9 protein-coding genes are annotated in these 19,753 nt (G+C 75.9%); 8 read left to right on the forward strand and 1 reads right to left on the reverse strand.

What is annotated here, in order from left to right; all coding sequences use genetic code 11:
- Positions 1-25: 25 nt before the first annotated feature.
- The 6 genes from O7611_RS11065 to glyA are packed head-to-tail and all read left to right on the forward strand — an operon-like array spanning position 26 to position 16,280.
- Positions 26-6,601, forward strand: coding sequence for a non-ribosomal peptide synthetase (locus O7611_RS11065; RefSeq protein WP_269696750.1), 6,576 nt, complete (start codon positions 26-28; stop codon positions 6,599-6,601).
- On the forward strand, positions 6,598-11,949 hold the full coding sequence (locus tag O7611_RS11070; protein WP_269696751.1) for a non-ribosomal peptide synthetase: 5,352 nt from the start codon (positions 6,598-6,600) through the stop codon (positions 11,947-11,949). The genes O7611_RS11065 and O7611_RS11070 overlap by 4 nt, the downstream gene beginning before the upstream one ends.
- Complete coding sequence (locus tag O7611_RS11075; RefSeq protein WP_194800045.1) at positions 11,946-13,091, forward strand: saccharopine dehydrogenase NADP-binding domain-containing protein; 1,146 nt, start codon at positions 11,946-11,948, stop codon at positions 13,089-13,091. The genes O7611_RS11070 and O7611_RS11075 overlap by 4 nt, the downstream gene beginning before the upstream one ends.
- Entirely contained in the window at positions 13,088-14,179 is a 1,092-nt protein-coding gene (locus O7611_RS11080) for a Gfo/Idh/MocA family oxidoreductase (RefSeq protein WP_269696752.1), read from the forward strand. Before O7611_RS11075 ends, O7611_RS11080 begins: the two co-directional genes overlap by 4 nt.
- Positions 14,176-14,931 carry a thioesterase II family protein gene (locus O7611_RS11085; RefSeq protein ID WP_194800047.1) on the forward strand — a complete coding sequence of 252 codons (756 nt, stop codon included), beginning with the start codon at positions 14,176-14,178 and terminating at the stop codon, positions 14,929-14,931. The genes O7611_RS11080 and O7611_RS11085 overlap by 4 nt, the downstream gene beginning before the upstream one ends.
- Positions 14,889-16,280: a serine hydroxymethyltransferase gene (gene glyA, locus O7611_RS11090; RefSeq protein WP_194800048.1), complete on the forward strand. Its 1,392-nt coding sequence runs from the start codon at positions 14,889-14,891 to the stop codon at positions 16,278-16,280. The genes O7611_RS11085 and glyA overlap by 43 nt, the downstream gene beginning before the upstream one ends.
- Here glyA and O7611_RS11095 read toward each other — a convergent pair.
- Complete coding sequence (locus tag O7611_RS11095; RefSeq protein ID WP_194800049.1) at positions 16,265-17,515, reverse strand: cytochrome P450; 1,251 nt, start codon at positions 17,513-17,515, stop codon at positions 16,265-16,267. The two genes, glyA and O7611_RS11095, sit on opposite strands and share 16 nt — an antisense overlap.
- Before the next feature lie 97 nt (positions 17,516-17,612).
- Here O7611_RS11095 and O7611_RS11100 point away from each other — a divergent pair, with 97 nt between their 5' ends.
- Both O7611_RS11100 and O7611_RS11105 read left to right on the forward strand, forming a co-directional pair.
- On the forward strand, positions 17,613-18,791 hold the full coding sequence (locus tag O7611_RS11100; protein WP_269696753.1) for a glycosyltransferase: 1,179 nt from the start codon (positions 17,613-17,615) through the stop codon (positions 18,789-18,791).
- A 64-nt stretch (positions 18,792-18,855) separates the two neighbouring features.
- On the forward strand, positions 18,856-19,740 hold the full coding sequence (locus O7611_RS11105) for an NAD-dependent epimerase/dehydratase family protein (protein WP_269696754.1): 885 nt from the start codon (positions 18,856-18,858) through the stop codon (positions 19,738-19,740).
- Positions 19,741-19,753 lie beyond the last annotated feature (13 nt).

A 19,753-nucleotide genomic window follows, 5' to 3' on the forward strand; every position in this document is an offset into this window, starting at 1 on the left:
TCGCCACCGGTGGGATTGGGGACAAATGGATACGCAGCACGAGCTGACGCTCGACCGCGTCCGCGCCGACATCGGCGCCGCGGTCGGCGACACCGACGCGCTCGACGCCTCGGACGGCGACCTCATCGCCTGCGGCCTCGACTCGCTGAAGGTGATGCGGCTGGCCAGCCGGTGGCGGGCGGCCGGAGTGGACGTCAAGTACGCCGAACTCATGGAACGGCCGACGCTCGCGGGCTGGATGGACCTGCTCACCGCACGACAGGCGCCCGCTCCCGCCACCGCCGCTCCCGCCGCGTCCGGTGCCCCGGCGGACGCCCCCGGAGAGCCGTTCGACCTCGCCCCGATGCAGTACGCCTACTGGGTCGGCCGGCACGAACAGCTCGTGCTGGGCGGCGTGGCCACCCACTTCTACGCCGAGTTCGACGGCGCCGCGATCGACACCGCCCGGCTCGACGCGGCCACCCGGGCGCTCATCGCCCGCCACGACATGCTGCGCGTGACGATCCTCGACGACGGCCGGCAGCGGGTCGCCGACTCCTCGCCGTGGTCCGGCGCCACCGTCCACGACCTGCGCGACCTCGACGGACCGGCGGTCACCGCGCGGCTGGCGGAGATCCGCGACCGCCTCTCGCACCGGCGCTTCGACATCGCCCGGGGCGAGGTCTTCGACCTGGCCGTCTCGGTCCTGCCCGGCGGCGCCAGCCGGCTGCACCTCAACATCGACATGATCGTCGCGGACGCGCTGAGCTTCCGGATCATCCTCAACGACCTGGCCGAGCTGTACGCCGACCCGGACGCCGCGCTGCCGCCGATCCGCTACAGCTACCGCCGGTACCTCGCCGAGCGCCGCGCCGCACCGGCCCGGGGACGGGAGGCGGCCGTCGCGTACTGGCGCGAACGCCTGCCGGAGATGCCGGCCGCGCCGCAGGTGCCGCTGGCGACCGCGCCCGAGCGCCTGGCGGTCCACCGCGTGGTCCGGCGCTTCCACCGCCTCGACGCGGCCTGGCGCGAACGCCTCGACGCGCGGGCCCGGACGCACGGCGTCACGTCGTCGATGGTGTTCGCCGCCGCCTTCACCGAGGTGCTGTCCGCGTGGAGCGCCGAGCCCGACTTCCTGCTCAACGTGCCGCTGTTCGACCGGGATCCGCTGCACCCGGACGTGGCGCACCTGGTCGGCGACTTCACCAACCTGCTGATCGTGGCCGTGCACACCGGGGAGGGCACGTTCCTCGACGCCTGCCGCCGGCTGCAGGACCGCGTCCGCGCCGACGCCCTGCACAGCGACTTCTCCGGCCTGGAGGTGCTGCGTGCGCTCTCCGCCGAACGCGGCGCGCAGGCGCTCGCGCCGGTGGTGTTCACCAGCGCGCTCGGCCTCGGCGAGCTGTTCAGCCGCAAGGTACGCGACTGCTTCGGCGACGCCGGCTGGAACATCTCCCAGGCCCCGCAGGTCTGGCTGGACCACCAGGTCACCGAGGACGACGGCGGGCTGCTGCTCAACTGGGACGCCGTCGACGGCCTGATCCCCGCCGACGTGCTCGACGACATGTTCGCCGCGTATCTGTGGCTGCTCGACCGGATCGTCACCGACGCGGGGGCCTGGACCGAGCCGGTGCCGAGCCTGCTGCCGCAGGCGGCCGCCCGCCGCCGGGCGGCGCTGAACGACACCGCCGGCCCGCAGCGGCGGACCACCCTCACCGAGGGGTTCCTGGCGCACGCCGCCGCCGAGCCGGACCGGATCGCGCTGCTCGCCGCCGGGGCCGTCGTGCGCTACGGCGAACTCGCCGAGCGGGCCCGGCGGATCGCCGGCCGGCTCGTCGCCGCCGGACTGGATCCGGGCGACACCGTCGCGGTGACCCTGCCGAAGGGACCGGCGCAGATCGAGGCGGTGCTCGGCGTGCTGTGCGCCGGCGGCGTCTTCGCCCCGGTCGGCGTCGACCTGCCACCGGTGCGCCGCGTCGCGATCCACCGGGCCGCCGGGGTGCGGATCGTGCTCACCGACACGGCCACCCGGGACCAGCCGATCTGGAGCCACGGACTGCCGGTGCTCGCCGTCGAGGAGGCGACCGACGCGCCACCGCTCGCCGAACTCCGGCCGGCCGGGCCCGACGACCTGGCGTACGTCATCCACACGTCCGGCTCGACGGGCGGCCCGAAGTGCGTGGAGATGACGCACCGGGCGGCGATGAACACCATCGAGGACATCGGCGACAGGTGGGGCATCGGCCCGGACGACCGGGGGCTCGCGCTGTCCGCGCTGGACCACGACTGGTCGGTGTACGACATCTTCGCGTTCCTCACCGCCGGCGGCGCGCTGGTCTGCGTCGACGACACCGCCCGCCGCGACGCCGAGCACTGGCTCGACCTGGTCCGCCGCCACCGCGTCACGGTGTGGACGTCGGTACCGGCGCTGCTGGACATGCTGCTCGTGGCGGCCGAGGGCGAGGCGGCGGAGCAGGCCGGTGACCTGCCGTTGCGGCTGGCCCTCGTCGGCGGCGACTGGGTGGGGCTCGACCTGTACGACCGGCTCACCGCGCGGGCGCCCGGCGCCCGCCTGGTCGCGCTCGGCGGCGCCACCGAGGTCGGCATCCACTCCACCTGGCACGAGGTGACCGAGGTGCCGGCGCACTGGCGGTCGGTGCCGTACGGCGCACCGCTGCGTAACCAGCTCACCCGCGTGGCCGACGGGCTCGGCCGGGACCGGCCCGACCTCGTGCCCGGCGAGCTGTGGCTCGGCGGCGTCGGCGTCGGGCCGGGCTACCGGGGCGACCCGGAACGCACCGCCGCGCGGTTCGTCGAGCGGGACGGGCAGCGCTGGTACCGCACCGGTGACCTGGCCCGCTTCCACCCCGACGGGCGCCTGGAGTTCCTCGGCCGCCTCGACGGCCAGGTGAAGATCCTGGGACACCGGCTCGACCTCGGCGACGTGGAGGCGGCGCTGCGCGAGCACCCGGGCGTGGCCCGCGCGGTCGCGCTGACCGTACCCGGCGAGGCCGGGCCGCGGCTGGTCGCCGCGGTGACCCCGGCGGCCGGCGGGCCGGTCGACGCGCAGACGCTGCGGGCGTACGCCGGGGAGCGGCTGCCGCCGTACATGGTGCCGTACCGCGTCGGCGTGCTGGACGCGCTGCCGCTCACCGCGAACGCGAAGATCGACCGGACCGCGCTCGCCGCCCGGTTCAGCGACGACGCCCGGCCCGCACCCGAGGCGGCGGGCCGGCTGACCGGCCCGGCCGAACTCGCCGTCGCGGCCGTCTGGGCCGACCTGCTCGGCCGGCCTGCCGTCGGCCCCGACGACAGCTTCTTCGCCCTCGGCGGCAACAGCCTGCTCGCCACCCGCCTGGTCACCGCCGTGCGGGCGGCCGGATTCCCGGGCGCGCGCCTGTCCACGCTGTTCGCCGCGCCGACGCTCCGGGCGTTCGTGGACCGGCTCGGCGAGGCGTCCGCGCCGGTCGCCCCGGCCGCGCCCGCCACTGCCGTGCCGGTCGAGGCCCACCCCGAGCGACGGTACGACCCGTTCGACGCCACCGAGGTCCAGCGCGCCTACTGGCTGGGCCGGCGTCCCGAGTTCACCCTCGGCGGCGTCGGCTCGCACTGGTACTGGGAGTTCGAGGGCGAGCAGGTCGACCTGGAGCGGTTCGAGGAGGCGTTCAACCGGGTCGTCGCCCGGCACGACATGCTGCGCGCCGTCTTCGACGACGACGCCCGGCAGCGGGTGCTGCCCGAGGTGCCGCGCTACCGGATCACGGTCACCGACGCCGGCGGTGACGCGTACCCGGTCGCGGTCGAGCGGATGCGCGACGACCTCGCCCACCTGGTGCACGACCCGGCCGCCTGGCCGATGTTCGCGGTCCGCGCGGTCCGCTCGGCGGATCGCACCCGCATCGGCCTCAGCCTCGACTTCCTGGTCCTCGACGCGCTCAGCATCATGATCGTGCTGGCCGATCTGGCCGAGCTGTACGCCGACCCGGCGGCCGCACTGCCCGAACTGGGGATCACCTTCCGGGACTGCGTGGTGGCCGGGGACCCCGATCCGCAGCGCCGCGAGGCCGCCCGGCGCTACTGGGTCGAACGGCTGCCGCACCTGCCGCCCGGCCCGCGGCTCCCGCTGGCCCGCGATCCCCGCCAGATCGACCGTCCCCGCTTCACCCGGCGGGAGGGACGCCTGAACGACCAGGCGTGGTCGCGCCTGGTCGCGCGGGCCGCCGAGCACGGCGTGACCCCGTCCACCGTGGTCGCCGCCGCGTTCGCGGCCGTCCTCGGGAGGTGGAGCGCCACGCCGGACTTCACGCTGAACCTCACGCTGTTCGACCGGCTCGCCACCCACCCCGACATCTCCCGCATCGTCGGTGACTTCACCTCGCTGCTGCTGGTCGCGAACACGCCCGAACCGGGGGAGAGCTTCGCCGCCGCCGTCCGCCGGCTCCAGGGCCGCGTCTGGGCCGACATCGAGCACAGCTCCTTCTCCGGCATCGCGGTCCTGCAGGAACTGGCCCGGCACACCGGCTCGGCGGAGGTCGCCATGCCTGTGGTGTTCACCAGCACCATCGGCGTCAGCGCCGCCACCGATCGCCCGTTCGGCCTGACCACACCGTTCGGCCGGTACGTCACCGGCCTGTCCCAGACCCCGCAGGTGTGGCTCGACCACCAGGTCACCGAGCACGAGGGCGGGCTGCTGTTCAACTGGGACGCGGTCGAGGAGCTGTTCGCGCCGGGCGTGCTCGACGCGATGTTCGACGCGTACCGCGGGTTGCTGCGCCACCTCGCCACCGCCGGCTGGGACCGGCCCGCGCCGGTGCCGCTGCCGGCCGGGCAGGCGCAGGTGCGGGCCCGGGTCAACGACACCGGCGCACCGGTCACCGACCGGCTGCTGCACGCCGGGTTCGCCGCCGTCGCCCGCGACGACCCCGGCCGTACCGCACTGGCCTGGGGCGACGGTGAGTCGCTGAGCTACGGCGAACTCGCCCGGCGGGCCCGCCGCGTCGCCGGTGCGCTCGTCGCCACCGGCGTGCGGCCCGGCGACAACGTGGCCGTGTCGCTGCCCCGGGGACCGGACCAGGTCGCCGCGGTGCTCGGCGTCCTGCACGCCGGTGCCGCGTACGTCCCGGTCGCCGCCGACCAGCCCGAGCTGCGCCGGGAGCGGATCCATCGGGGCGCCGGGATCCGGGTCGCGCTCACCGCGTCGGCGGTGCCCGACGGCGTGACCGCACTGCCGATGGCGCGGGCGCTGGCCGCCGCCGAGCTCGCCGAACCGGTCACCGTCACGCCCGACCAGCCCGCGTACGTCATCTTCACCTCCGGCTCCACCGGCGAGCCCAAGGGTGTGGTGACCGCGCACGGCGCCGCCTGGAACACTGTCGACGACATCAGCACGCGCTTCGGCGTCGGCCCCGGCGACCGGGTGCTGGCGGTCAGCGCCCTCGACTTCGACCTGTCCGTCTACGACCTGTTCGGCGCCCTCGCGGCCGGCGGGACCGTGGTGCTCACCGCCGAGGACGAGCGCGCCGACCCGGCCGCCTGGCTGCGCCTGGCCGACACCCACCGGGTCACGGTCTGGAACTCGGCCCCGGCGCTGCTGGACATGCTGCTCACCATGTCGGGCGACCGGCCGCCGCTGCCGCTGCGTCTGGCCCTGGTCTCCGGCGACTGGGTCGGGCTGGACCTGCGGCGGCGCCTCGACGCGGTGACCTCCGGCTGCCGGCTGATCGCCCTCGGCGGCGCCACCGAGGCGGCCATCTGGTCGAACGCGTTCGAGGTGACCGAGGTGCCCCCGGAGTGGACGTCGGTCCCGTACGGCTTCCCGCTGCGCGGCCAGCGCTACCGGGTCGCCGACCCGGCCGGCGCGGACCGCCCCGACTGGGTGCCGGGTGAGCTGTGGATCGGCGGGGCGGGCGTCGCGCTCGGCTACCACGGCGACGAACGCCGCACCGCCCAGCGTTTCGTCCGCCACGACGGCGGCCGCTGGTATCGCACCGGCGACCTGGGCCGCTACTGGCCGGACGGAACGCTGGAGTTCCTCGGCCGCGCCGACCACCAGGTGAAGATCCGCGGCCATCGGGTCGAACTGGGCGAGGTCGAGGCGGCCCTGGAGAGCCACCCGGCGGTGACCCGGGCGGTGGCCGTGGCTCCCGGGGGACGGCAGCGCCGGCTGCTCGCGGCGGTGGTCGCACCCGGCGGCGTCGATCCCGGCGACCTGCGCGCGCACCTGGCCCGCCGGCTGCCCGAGCACATGGTGCCGGCCCGCGTCGAACACCTCGCCGAGCTGCCGCTGACCGCCAACGGCAAGGTCGACCGGGCACGCGTCGAGGCGATCGTCGACCGGCCCGACCACACCGGCGGGGAACGGATCAGCGACCCGGTCGAGGAGGCGGTGGCGCAGCTCTGGACCGACCTGCTCGGCCAGCCCGTCACCGGCCGCCGGGAGAGCTTCTTCGCGCTCGGCGGCAACAGCCTGCTCGCCACCCGGCTGGTGGCCGCGTCCCGGGCCCGGTTCGGGGTCGAGCTGTCGCTGCGTCAACTGCTCACCGCGCCGACGGTCGCCGAGCAGGCCGCCCTCGTCGCCGCCCAGTCCACCGTGGAACTCGCCGTCGAGGAGGGTGTGCTGTGACCGCAGCGCTGCGTGCCGACGCCGCCGCGATCCTGGCCGAGCTGGAAGCCGCCGGCGTCCGGCTGTGGGCCGAGGACGCCCGGCTGCGTTTCCGCGCGCCCCAGGGCGTGCTGACCGAGGAACGGCGGGCCCGGCTGCTCGCCGCCAAACCCGAGCTGCTCGCGTACCTCGCCGAGGCCGAGTCGGGACGCATCGAGCCCGAACCGGAGGCCCGCCACGAGCCGTTCCCGCTCACCGACATCCAGGCCGCGTACCTGATGGGCCGGCGCACCGTGTTCGCGTACGGCGGGGTCGGCTGTCACGCCTACGGCGAGGTGCGGCTGCGCGACCTGGACCCGGAGCGGGTACGCGACGCCTGGCAGGCGCTGGTGGACCGGCACGACATGCTGCGGGCGGTGATCGACGCGAACGGCTCGCAGCGCGTCCTGGCCGAGGTACCGCCGGTCCGGGTCGCCGCCACCGACCTGCGCGGGCGTCCCGCCGAGGAGGTCGAGGCGCACGTCGCGGCCGTGCGGGCCGACATGGACCACCGGGTCTACGAACCGCACGAGTGGCCGCTGTTCGACCTGGCGGTGACCCGCGCCGACGACGGCGCGCTGCTGCACGTCTCGATCGACTTCCTGATCGCCGACTTCGTCAGCATCCAGCTGCTGCTCACCGAGTTCCAGGAGCACTACACCGATCCGGACCTGGTCCGGCCGCCGCTCGACGTCACGTTCCGTGACTACCTGGCCGCCGAACGGCGGCTGCGCGGCACCCGCCGCTACGAGCGGGACCAGGCGTACTGGTTCGACCGGATCGACAGCCTGCCGGCCGCGCCGGACCTTCCGGTCCTCGGTGACCAGTCCGCCGGCGACCCGGTCCGGTTCCGGCGCCACCAGCTGCGTCTCGACGGCGCCGGGTACGCCGCGCTGCGCGAGGCCGCCGCCGCGCACGGGCTCAGCCCGACCGCGGCGGTCCTCACCGCGTACGCCGAGGTGATCGGCAGGTGGAGCCGGCGGCGACGGTTCGTGCTGAACCTGACGATGCTCAACCGGCTGCCGTTGCACCCGCAGGTGGATCGGCTGGTCGGCGACTTCACCTCCGCCGTGCTGCTGGAGGTCGACGGCGCCGAGGGGACCACGCTCGCCGAACGCGGTGGCGCCCTGCAACGCCGGCTCTGGCAGGACCTCGACCACCGGCTGGTCGGCGGCGTCACCGTGCTGCGGGAGCTGGCCCGCCGCCGGGGCGCCGACGCCGCGCTCATGCCCGTCGTGTTCACCAGCGCGCTCGGTCTCGGCGACACCACAGCGCCCGGGCCGGAGGCGGGGGAGACCGGCTACGGCATCAGCCAGACCCCGCAGGTGTGGATCGACTGCCAGGCGCTGGAACGCGGCGACGGCCTCGAACTGCACTGGGACGTCCGGCAGGGGGTGTTCCCGGACGGTGTCGCGGAGGACATGTTCGCCGCGTTCGGCGACCTGGTACGGCGGCTGGCCGGCGACGCGCCGCCCTGGTCGCAGCCGTCCCCTGTGGACCTGCCGGAACGGCAGCGCCGCCGCCGCGCCGAGGTCAACGACACCGCGGCCCCGCTGTCCGGGCGGCTGCTGCACAGCGGCGTGGTCGAGCAGTGCCGGCGCACCCCGGACCGCCCGGCGGTGCTGTCCGGGGAGCGCACGCTCACGTACGGCGAACTGCTCGGCCGGGCCGGCGCGGTGGCGGCGGCGCTGCGCGAGCGCGGCTGCGCGCCCGGCGACATCGTCGCCATCGTCATGCACACCGGCTGGGAGCAGCCGGTCGCGGCGCTCGGCGCGCTGCTGGCCGGCGGCGTCTACCTGCCGATCGACACCCGCAGCCCCCGGGCGCGCCGCGACGCGCTGCTGTCCGGTGCCGGGGCGCGGCACGTGCTGGCCACCGCAGCCACCGCCGACGGGCTCGACGCCCCGATCCTGGTCGAGCGGCTGGACCCGGTCGACCCCGACGAGCGGCTACTGACGCCCGCCGCCGGCCCGGCGGACCTGGCCTACGTCATCTACACCTCCGGCTCGACCGGCACGCCCAAGGGCGTGATGATCGACCACCGGGGCGCGGTAAACACCGTCGAGGACGTCAACGCCCGCTTCGGCGTCGGGCCGGACGACCGGGTGCTGGCCCTGGCCAGCCTCGCCTTCGACCTGTCCGTGTACGACCTGTTCGGCCCGCTGGCCGTCGGCGGCGCGCTGGTGCTGCCCGACCACGACCGGCGCGCCGACCCGTCGCACTGGGTCGACACGATGCTGCTGCACAGCGTCACGCTGTGGAACTCCGTCCCGGCGCAGATGCAGATGCTCGCCGACTACCTGACCGTGGAGGCCGGCGTCGACCTGCCGTCGCTGCGGCTGGCACTGCTCAGCGGCGACTGGATCCCGGTCACCCTGCCGGACCAGATCCGCGGTCGGCTGCCCGGGCTGCGGCTGGTCAGTCTCGGTGGCGCGACGGAGGCGTCGATCTGGTCGATCCACCACCCGATCGAGGCGGTCCCGCCGCACTGGCGCAGCATCCCGTACGGCACGCCGCTGACCAACCAGACGTTCCACGTGCTCGACGAGGCCGGACGTGACTGCCCGGACTGGACGGTGGGGGAGCTGTACATCGGCGGCGTGGGCGTCGCGGCCGGCTACCTCGGCGACCCGGAGCAGACCGCCCGCCGGTTCAGCGTGCACGAGCCCGGCGGCGAGCGCCGGTACCGCACCGGCGACCTCGGCCGCTACCGGCCCGACGGCGTCATCGAGTTCCTCGGCCGGGAGGACGACCAGGTCAAGATCCGCGGCCACCGGATCGAACTGGCCGAGGTCGAGGCGGCGATGCAGTCGCACCCGGCGGTCGGTGCCGCCGTCGCGTTCGTGGAGGGGGAGCCGCCGCTGGACCGGCGCCTCGCCGCCGTGGTCGAGACCGCACACCGGGAGCCGGACCGGGAGGCCGCCGTCCGCGACACCGCCCGGCTCCTCGACGGCGCCCGGCGCCGGCTCGCCGAGGTACGCCGGGAGATGGACGCCGACGCGGCAGTCGCGTTCGCCCGCGAACTGGACCGCACCGCGCTGCTGGCGATGGTGACCACGTTGCGCGGCGCCGGCCTGTTCCGTACCGCCGGGTCGGCACACACGCTGCCGGAGGTGCTCGACGCCGCCCGCGTCGCCCCGAAGCACCACCGCCTGGTCCGGCGCTGGGTGAAGGGCCTGATCGCGGGCGGCATGATGCGCCGCGACGGCGACCGGCTCACCGGCGTACCGGCGGTGACCGCCGACGACGTGGCGGCGGCCTGGGCGCGGGTCGACGAACTGCTGCCCGGTGGCGGGCACCGGCCCGAACTCGTCGAGTACTTCCGCGCGGCCACCACCCGGCTCCCCGAGCTGCTGCGCGACGACGCCGACCCGATCCAGTTGCTGTTCCCCGAGGGGCGGCTGGACATCCAGGAGTCGGCCTACCAGGGCAACTTCCTCAGCGACACGGTCAACCGGCTGGTCGTGGAGGCGATGTGCACGCTCGCCGCCGACTTCCCGGCCGGGCGGCCGATGCAGGTGCTGGAGGTGGGTGCCGGGGTGGGCGGCACCAGCATCGACCTGATCCCGGCGCTCGCCGCGCACCCGGTGCGCTACCTGTTCACCGACGTCTCCACCTTCTTCCTCAACGCCGCGCAGGAACGCTTCGCCGCATACCCCTGGGTCGGCTACGGCATCTACGACCTGAACGCCGACTACCGGGCGCAGGGCCTGGAGTCCAACGCGTTCGACGTGATCCTCTGCGCCAACGTGCTGCACTACGCCCGCCACGCCGGCCGGGCGCTGGCACGGTTCAGGGAGATGCTGCGCCCCGGCGGCTGGCTGGTCTTCATCGAGACGACCCGGGACAACTACCAGATCCTCACCTCGATGGAGTTCCTGTTCGACGCCACCGCCGGCGACTTCGAGGACGTACGGGCCGGACAGGACGAGACGTTCATCTCCCGGCCGCAGTGGCAGGCGCTGCTCACCGAGGCCGGTGCCTCCACTGTGGTGTGCCTGTCCGACGAGGACGAGGCGCTGGACCGGATCGGCATGCACGTGTTCGCGGTGCGGTTCAAGGCCGACCGGGTGCCGGTCACCCCGGCCGAGATCACCGCGCACCTGGGCGAGCGGCTGCCCGGCTACATGGTGCCGGGCACGATCGGGGTGGTCGACGCGCTGCCGCTGACCGGCAACGGCAAGGTCGACCGGGCCGCCCTGCCGGCGCTGCTGCGGGCACCGGAGCTGGGCGGAGCCGCGCCGGTGTCGGCGGAGCCGTCCGGCGAGGTCGAGATCGCGCTGGCGAAGGCGTGGGCGGAGGTGCTGGGCGTGCCCACCGTCGGCCGCGACCACACCATCTTCCAGCTCGGCGGCGACTCGCTGCTGGCGGCGCAGCTCGTCGCCCGGATCCGCGAGTCGGTGCCGGCGGCCGCCGACGCCTTCTTCGACCAGATGCTGCGCGACCTGCTGGAGGGGTGCACGCTCGCCGAACTCGCGGCCGGTCTCGGCGCCGGTTCCGCCACCGAATCCCGGTCCGGGGACGAGACCGGGCCGGACGGGCCGGTGACACTGGTCGGCCTCGACGGTCCGGGGCCGGACGTGCTCGTGCACGACGGCACCGGCGGGCTCCCTCCGGTCGCCGGTGACCTCGCCGCCGCCGGGTCCGGCCTGGTGGTGGCCGCGCCGCAGACGTACCTCGGCCTGGACCCGGCGGTGCTCGTCGACTGGCACGCCTCCGCCTGCGCCGACGTGCTGGCCGGGACCGCGCCGCTCGCGCTGGCCGGGCGGAACTTCGGCGCCCTGCTCGCGGTCGAGGTGGCCCGGCGCCGGCTGGAGCAGGGCGGCGAGATCAGCCGGCTGGTCGCCGTCGTCACCGAGCCGTTCACCCCGGACCTGCGCGACGACCTGCTCGTCGAGTACGCCTTCGCCAGGGCCCTCGGCGTGGCGCCGCCGGACGTCGGGCTGCCCGCCGAGGCGGACCTGGCACGTGCCGTCGAGGCGGCCGGTGGCGGCGTGCTGCCGCCGGGCCGGCTCACCTATCCGCCGGCCGGGCAGGAGGCCCCCGGCGTGACCGACGTGCTGCTGCGGCAGACCGAACGCCCGGCCGGCGAGCGGCTCGCCGCCATCGCCACGCGGGCCGGGCTGACCGGGGCCGAGACCGAGCGGCGGTACGAGATGTTCCGGCACAGCCTCGACGCGGCGGCCCGGCACCGCGCCGAGCCGTACGCCGGGGACGTCACGCTCGTGCTCGCGTTCGACAGTGGGCTCTGGCCGGCGGCGGCGGAGGCGATCCCGGCCCGCTGGCGCGACCAGTGCCTCGGCGCGGTCGACGTGCGGTGGTCGCGGTGACCGCCGGCCCGGTCGCCGTGGTCGGCGGGTACGGCGCGGTGGGCAGCGCCGCGGTCGCCCGGCTGCACCGCGACGGCGTCGGCCCGCTGCGCGTCGGCGGCCGGAACCCCGACCGGGCCGCGGCGCTGGTCCGCGACCGGCTCGGCGGCGCCGGGGAGGCGGTCGCTGTCGACGTGTACGACAGGGACTCGCTGGCCCGCTTCTGCGCCGGCTGCCGGCTCGTGGTCTGCGCGGGCGGCGCGTCGCACCAGGTGCTCGACCGGGTGGCGGTGGCCGCTCTGGCCGCCGGCGCGGACTACGTGGACGCCGGCGGGGACGAGCCGTTGTACGACCGCCTCGCCGGGCGCGACCTCGCCGCGCAGGGCCGGATCGCGCTCGTCACCGCCGGGATGATGCCGGGACTCAGCGGGCTGCTGCCCCGCTGGCTGGCGGCGCGGGGCGTGACCCGGCCCCGGCGCCTGGTCGCCCACCTCGGCGTGATGGACCGGCTCACCCCGGCCGGCGCGGTCGACTACCTGCTCAGCCTGCACGACCGCGAGCGGGAGTCGCGCGCCGTGTGGATCGGCGGCCGGCCGGTCGCCCGCGCCGCCGAACCACAGGTGGACGCGCTGGTGCCGTTCTTCCCCAACCCGGTCGGCGTGCACCCGTACCTCGGCTACGAGGCGCGCCGGCTCGGTGCCGGACTCGGCCTGGACGAGGTCCGCTGGAACTCCGTCTTCGACGGCGGCGCCGCGATGATGGCCACACTGGGCCGCCTCCAGGGGGCGATGGCCGGGCAGAGCGACCTCACCCGGGCCGCCGCCGAACTGGCCCGCGCCGCCGACCTGGACATGTTCTCGCGCCGGCCGTACCAGTTGATGCTGCTGGAACTGTCCGGCGCGGACGCCGCGGGCGACCCGGTCACCCGGACCGTGCTGGCCCGCTCGACCGACACGTCCGCGCTCACCGGCACGGTCCTGGCGCTGGCCGCGCGGCAGGTGCTGGACGGGCTGGTGAAGCCGGGGACGCACTTCGCGGCCGAGGGCCTGCACCCGGAGCGGCTGGTCGAGGCGCTGCTACGCACCGGCGCGCTCACCGCGTTCGAGACGTTCGACGTGCCCGCCGCCGAGGCGGCGTCAGCGGTCGAGGAGGGCGCGTTGTGACAGGGCCCCGGGTGGTCGTCGCCGGCACCGGGTTCGGCCGGGTCTACCTGGCCGGCGTCGCCGACCCGGCGTTCCCGTTCGAGCTGGCCGGCGTGCTCGCCCGGGGCAGCGAGCGGTCCCGGGCCTGCGCCGAGCGCTACGGCGTGCCGCTGTGGACCCGGGTGGCGGACCTGCCCGGCGACGTGGACGTGGCCTGCGTGGTGGTCGGTTCCGCGCCCACCGGCGGGCCCGGCGCCCGGCTCGCGGTCGAGCTGATGCGCCGGGGCGTGCACGTCCTCCAGGAGCACCCGGTGCACCCGGGGGAACTGGCGGAGTGCCTGCGCCAGGCCCGCGCCTCCGGGGTGCGGTACCGGCTCAACAGCCACCACGTCCACGTGGCCGCGGTACGCCGCTTCATCGCCGCGGTACGCGACCTCGCGGCCCGGCAGGACCTGCTGTTCGTCGACGCGGCCACCAGCGTGCAGGTGCTCTACACCCTGTTCGACGTGCTCGGCGAGGCGCTGCCCCGGCTGCGTCCGTGGACGTTCGCCCCGCCGGTCACGCCGCCCGGCGTACCGCCGGCCGAGGCGCCGTTCCACAGCCTCGCCGGTGTGCTCGGCGGCGTGCCGGCCACGCTGCGGGTGCAGCACCACCTCGACCCGCGCGAGCCGGACAACCACGCCCACCTGTGGCACCGGATCACCGTCGGCGCCGAGGGCGGAACGCTGACGCTGGTCAGCAGCAACGGGCCGGTGCTGTGGTGCCCCCGGCCGCACCTGCCGCCGACGGACGGGCTGGCCGGGTTCGACGAACTGGCCGACGCGCACCTGAGCTACGGCGTCGCGGAGCCGGTCGGTCCGGCGACCGCGCCGACGTTCGCGGAGGTCTTCACACGACAGTGGCCCGCGGCGGTCCAGACCGCCCTGACGGGATTGTGGGACGCGGTGACCGACGGCGAGGATCCGATGACCAGAGGCCAGTACCATCTCACGCTCGGCCGGCTCACCCAGGACGTGCTCGATCTGCTCGGGCCGATGCACCTGGTCCGGCGGGACACCCCCACGGTGCTGTCCGCTCGGCACCTGTCCGCGGGACCGGAGGCGGCATGACCCCGCTGACCCGCTGCCTCCAGCGGTACGCCGCGCCCGCCGCGCCGGCCACGCGGCTCGTCTGCTTCCCGCACGCCGGTGGCGGGGCGAGCGGCTTCCGGCAGTGGGCGGGGCACCTGCCCGGCGGGGTGGAACTGCTGGCCGTGCAGTACCCGGGCCGGGAGGAGCGCATCGCCGAACCGCCCGCGACCGACCTGTGCCGCCTCGCCGCCGAGGTGTCGCACGCGCTCGCCGGTCTCGACCCGGCGCCCACCGTCCTGTTCGGGCACAGCCTCGGCGCGGCTGTCGCGTTCGAGACCGCCCGCCGCCTGCCGTCGCCGGTGCTGCTCGTCGTGTCCGGCCGGCAGGCGCCGGTGGACCCGGGCCGCTCGGTGCACCTGATGAGCGGCGACGAGCTGTGGCAGGACGTGGCCCGCTCCGGCGGCACCCGGCAGGAGGTGCTCGACAGCGACGAGTTGCGGGCGCTGCTGCTGCCGGTGCTGCGGGCCGACTACCGGCTCAGCGAGACCTACCGGCCGGCGCCGCTGCCGTTGCTGGCCTGCCCGGTGCTGGCCTGCTCCGGCGACCGCGACCCGGAGGTCGACCCGGCCGCCCTGGACGGCTGGCGGTCGGTGACCACCGGGACGTTCACCGCCCGGCTGTTCCCCGGCGACCACTTCTACCTGGTGCCGCAGCGGGGCGCGCTGATCGCCGAGGTGCTGCGTACCGCGTGGTCGTTGCCGGCCGCCGCGGCCTGGCCGTCGACGCCGTGACCAGCGAGGCGCTCACCGGCGCGCCGGACACCGGCACGACCGACCGGATCGCGGCGCTGTCCGCCGTCGCCGCCGCCGGGGGCGAGGGGTTCGCCCGGCTGGCCGCCGCCGACCCGGCGCTCGTGGCACTCGCCCACCGGCAGCGGGAGCGGCGGTGCCGGCAGCTCAACCTGGTCGCCGCGGCCAGCCCGACGCTGCCGGCCGTGCTGGCCGCCGGTGCGCTGGGCTTCGGCGCCGTCACCGCCGAGGGGTACCCGGGTCAGCGCTACCACTCCGGCGCCGAGACCGTCGACGCGGTGGAACGGCTCGCCCGGGCCCGCGCCGAACTGCTGTTCGGCGCCGCGCACGCGAACGTGCAGCCGGCGTCCGGCTCGGCGGCGAACCTGGCCGTGCTCTACGGGCTGCTCGGGCCGGACGACACAGTGCTGTCGCTGGAACTGAGCCACGGCGGGCACCTGTCGCACGTCTCCGGCGCGGCGAGCGTCTCCCGCCGGGTGCGGGCCCGGCACTACCGGGTCGGCCCGGACGGACTGGTGGACACCGACGAGGTGGCCGCGCTGGTCCGCGAGATCCGGCCCCGGCTGCTCATCTGCGGCGGCTCGGCCTGCCCCCGGGCGGTCGACTTCGCCGCGTTCCGCCGCGCCGCCGACGAGACCGGCGCGCTGCTGATGGCCGACGTCAGCCACGTGAGCGGCCTGGTCGCCACCGGGTTGCACCCGTCGCCGTTCGACCACTGCGACGTGGTGACCACGTCCACGTACAAGCAGTTGCGCGGCCCCCGGGGCGGGCTGGCCCTGCTCGGCGCCCGGTCCCGGATCCGCGCCGCCGACCTGGACCGGGCGGTGTTCCCCGGCTTCCAGGGCACGCCCGACTTCGGTGCCATCGCCGGCAAGGCGGTCGCGCTGCGCCACGCGGCCCGGCCGGCGTTCGCCGCCGCGATGGGCCGGGTGGTGCGCTACGCCGGGCAGCTCGCCGACGCCCTCGCCGGCCGGGGCGTACCGGTGCTCACCGGCGGCACCGACACCCACATGGTGCTCGTCGACCTGCGGCACGCCCCGGTGTCCGGCCGGTACGTCTGCGACGTGCTGGAGGCGCACGGTGTGCTCGCCAACCGCAATCCGGTGCCGGACGACCCGCGACCGGTCGGGCAGACCAGCGGTCTGCGGTTCGGCACCAACGACCTGGCGTTCCGGGACGTCGGCGACGACCTGGTGACCACTGTCGTGGCGGCCGTCGCCGGTGCCGTGGCGGAGCTGGCCGAGACCGGCGACCAGGCGCGCTGCCCGTCCCTGGCCGTACTGCCGGACCTGGTCGCCGAGGTCGCGTCGCGCGGCTACCGGGAGGAGTGAGGCGCCCGGTCGACGCGCAGCGGCAGCGCGGTCAGCGCCCGCAGGCTGAAGCTCGGCACCGCCCGGCGCGGCGCACCGGCGAGCGCCAGCCCCGGCCGGGCGCGCAGCAGCGCGGTGAGCGTCGCGGCCGTCTCCATCCGCGCCAGGTAGCCGCCCACGCAGGCGTGCGCGCCCCGTCCGAGGCCGAGGTTGCGGTTCGCGCCGGGCCGCTCCACGTCGAGCCGGTCCGGGTCGGGGAAAGCCCGCTCGTCCCGGTTGGCGGAGCCGACGAGCAGCATCACCGGCTGCCCGGCCGGGATCGTGACGTCGCCGACCCGGTGCTCCCCGGTGGTGACCCGGGTCGCGGTCTGCACCGGGCTGTCGTAGCGCAGCAGCTCGTCCACCGCGCCCGTCGTCAGCGCCGGGTCGGCGCTGAGCCGGTCGAGCTGCTCCGGGTGCCGCAGCAGCGCCAGCATCCCGTTGCCGATCAGGCTCACCGTGTTGTGGTGCCCGACGATGAGCAGGAAGACGCCGTTCACCAGCAGCTCGGCGAGCGTCATCGTCCGCTCGGCGCGCTGCGCGGCCAGCCACCTGCTCATCAGGTCGCCGGTCGGCTCGCGCCGGCGGCGGGTCAGCAGCCGGCCGAAGTAGTCGCCCGCCTCCCGCGTCGCCTCGGCCGCCGCGTCCCGCTGCGCGTCGCTGAGCAGCGCGTCCGGGTCGGAGGCGGCGCCGAACGCGCGGGACCACCGCTCCAGCAGCGGCCAGTCCGCCCGGGGCAGCCCGAACAGGCGTCCGATCACCGCGATCGGCACCGGGTACGCGACGTCGGCGACGAGGTCGATCTCGCCCCGGTCCGGCAGCGCGCCCACCACCTCGGCGACGGCCGCGTCGATCGCCGGGCGCATGGCGTCCACCGCCTGCGGCACGAACTCGTGACTCATCGCCGAGCGGATGCGCGGATGGTCCGGCGCGTCGAGCGCGTTGAGCGGCAGCGGGAACCGGGTGTCGATGCCCCGGGTACGGAAGTACTCGTCGTACGCGGTGAGCCGGCCCAGGTCGCAGCTCAGTCGCGGGTCGCGCAGCCCGGCGCGGACGTCGTCGTACCGGGACACCAGCCAGATGCCCGCGTTGGTGCGTACCGCCGGCGCCTCGTCGCGCAGCCGGCGCAGGAACGGGTACGGGTCGTCGGCGTACGCGGCGCCGGTGACGGTGGCGAGGAAGTCCGCCGCGATTCCGGGCGGGGAGGAGGTGGTCATCGGTGGCCTCCGTCGACTGTGGTGCCTGCGGATCGGCTGGGCGAGAATACCGGGGGCCAGGGCTCCGTCACCCATTATCCGGAGGTGGATGGCCCTCATGAAAGTCGTGGTGACCTGCCAGCCCGCGGTCGGGCACTTCCATGCGATCGCCCCGCTCGCGCTCGCCGCCCGCACCGCCGGGCACGACGTCACGGTGGTCACCGGACGGGGTCTCGGCCCCTGGGTGACCCGGGCCGGGCTGGACGTGGTGGAGGTCGGCCCGGCGTGGCTGGCCGACGGGCCGAGGACGTCGGCGTTCGACGACGAGCGCCGGCGGCTGCGGCTGATGGCCCTGGCCACCGCCGCGCTCATCCCCGGCGTCGTCGAGGTGCTCCGGGACACCCGCGCCGACGTGCTGCTGCACGAGTCGCTGGAGTGGGCCGGGCCGCTCGCCGCCGACGCGGTGGGCGTGCCCTACGCGGCGCTCGGCCAGCTCCCGCGCCTGCCCCGGGCGGTCACGGCGCAGACGATGGGCGCGGGCTGGAGCCAGGCCCGCACCCGCCTCGGGCTGCCCGCCGACCCGGGCATGGCGCGGCTCTACCCGTACCTCTACCTCGACGCGTACCTGCCGAGCATGCAGCCGCTGTCCGACGACCCGCTGCTGTGGTTCGGCGGACGGGCCGAGGACGAGGTGGTGCACCCGATCATGCCGCCGCTGTACCAGGTGGACGGCCCGGTGCCGGACTGGCTCACCGCCCCGGCCACACGGCCGCTGATCTACATGACCATGGGCACCGCGTTCAACCAGACGCCGCACCTGTTCCGCGCCGCCGCGCGGGGCCTGCGCGACGAGGACGTCGACGTGGTCATGACGCTCGGCTCCGGCGTCGACCTCGCCGCCACCGGCATCGACGCGCCGAACGTGCGGCTGGCCACGTACATCCCGCAGGACGAGGTGCTGCGCCGCACCGCCGTGGTGCTGCACCACGCCGGTTACCTGACCACAGTCGGCGCGCTGCGGCACGGCCTGCCGATGGTGGTCGTCCCGGTCGCCGTCGACCAGCCGTACCACGCCCACCGGCTCAGCGCGGCCGGGGTGGCGATCCGCCTCGACGAGGCCGCGGCCACGCCGGAACGCATCCGCGACGCGGTGCGCGCCACCCTGGACGACGACCTCTACCGGCGCAACGCCGCCCGGCTCCAGGCGGAGATGGCCGGGATGCCCGGCGTGGAACGGGGCATCGAGCTGCTGGAGCGGCTGGCCGAGGAGCGCCGGCCGCTGCGCGCGGCCGCATAGGACGGATCCCGGCCGCGTACGCCCGTACCTGTTCGCGCGGCCACCTCGCAGAGAGGCGACAGCCATGCGCGTACCAGTGGAGACCGTCGACGCCGAGCCGGCGCCGCTCGGCCGGATCCTGCTCACCGGCGCGACCGGCCGGGTCGGTGCCCGGCTGCTGCCCCACCTCAAGCGGCTCGGCGGCAAGGCGCGCCTGCTGGTGTGGGGCCCCGGCCCGGGGCCGGGCGGCGGCCGGCTCGTCACCGGCGACCTGCGCGACCCGGCGGTGTGCCGCAGCGCGGTCGAGGGGGTCGACGCGGTGGTGCACATCGCGTCCGCGTTCGTCGGCCTGGACGGGCCGGGCGCCGAGGAGGTGAACCGGACCGCGACCGCGGCACTGGCCCGCGCCGCGCTCGACGCCGGGGTGCGCCGGTTCGTGCAGATGAGCAGCTACCTCGTCTACGCGCCCGCCGGCGACCGGCCGGTACGCGAGGACGGCCCGCTGCTGGAGTCGCCGGAGTCGTCGTTCCCGGCCGCGAAGCTCGGCGCGGAGGCGGCGCTGCGCCAGTTCACCGGCGGGGAGCTGGAGGTGTGCGTGCTGCGTGTCGCGTTCACCTACGGCGAGGGCGACCCGCATCTCGCCGACGCGCTGAGCTGGGCCGCGCACCGGCCGGACGACGAGCGGCTGCACCTGGTGCACCACGCCGACGTGCGGGCCGGCATCTTCGCCGCGCTGCGCAGCCCGGCCGCGGCCGGGCACACGTACAACCTGGCCGACGACGAGCCGGCCCCGGCGGCGTTGCTGCGCCCGCTGGCCGAGGAGTTCACCGCGCGCGGCGCCGGAGCCGGCGACGCGGAGGAGGGCGGTCCGCTGGGCTGCGTCGTGGACACCACCGCCGCCCGCCGGGACCTGGGCTTCCGGCCCGTCTACCCATCGATCGAGGACGCCCGCCGCGCGGGCCGCATGTGACGGAGGACGCCAC

It is taken from the genome of Micromonospora sp. WMMC273 (genome assembly GCF_027460285.1).
GTDB lineage: Bacteria > Actinomycetota > Actinomycetes > Mycobacteriales > Micromonosporaceae > Micromonospora > Micromonospora aurantiaca.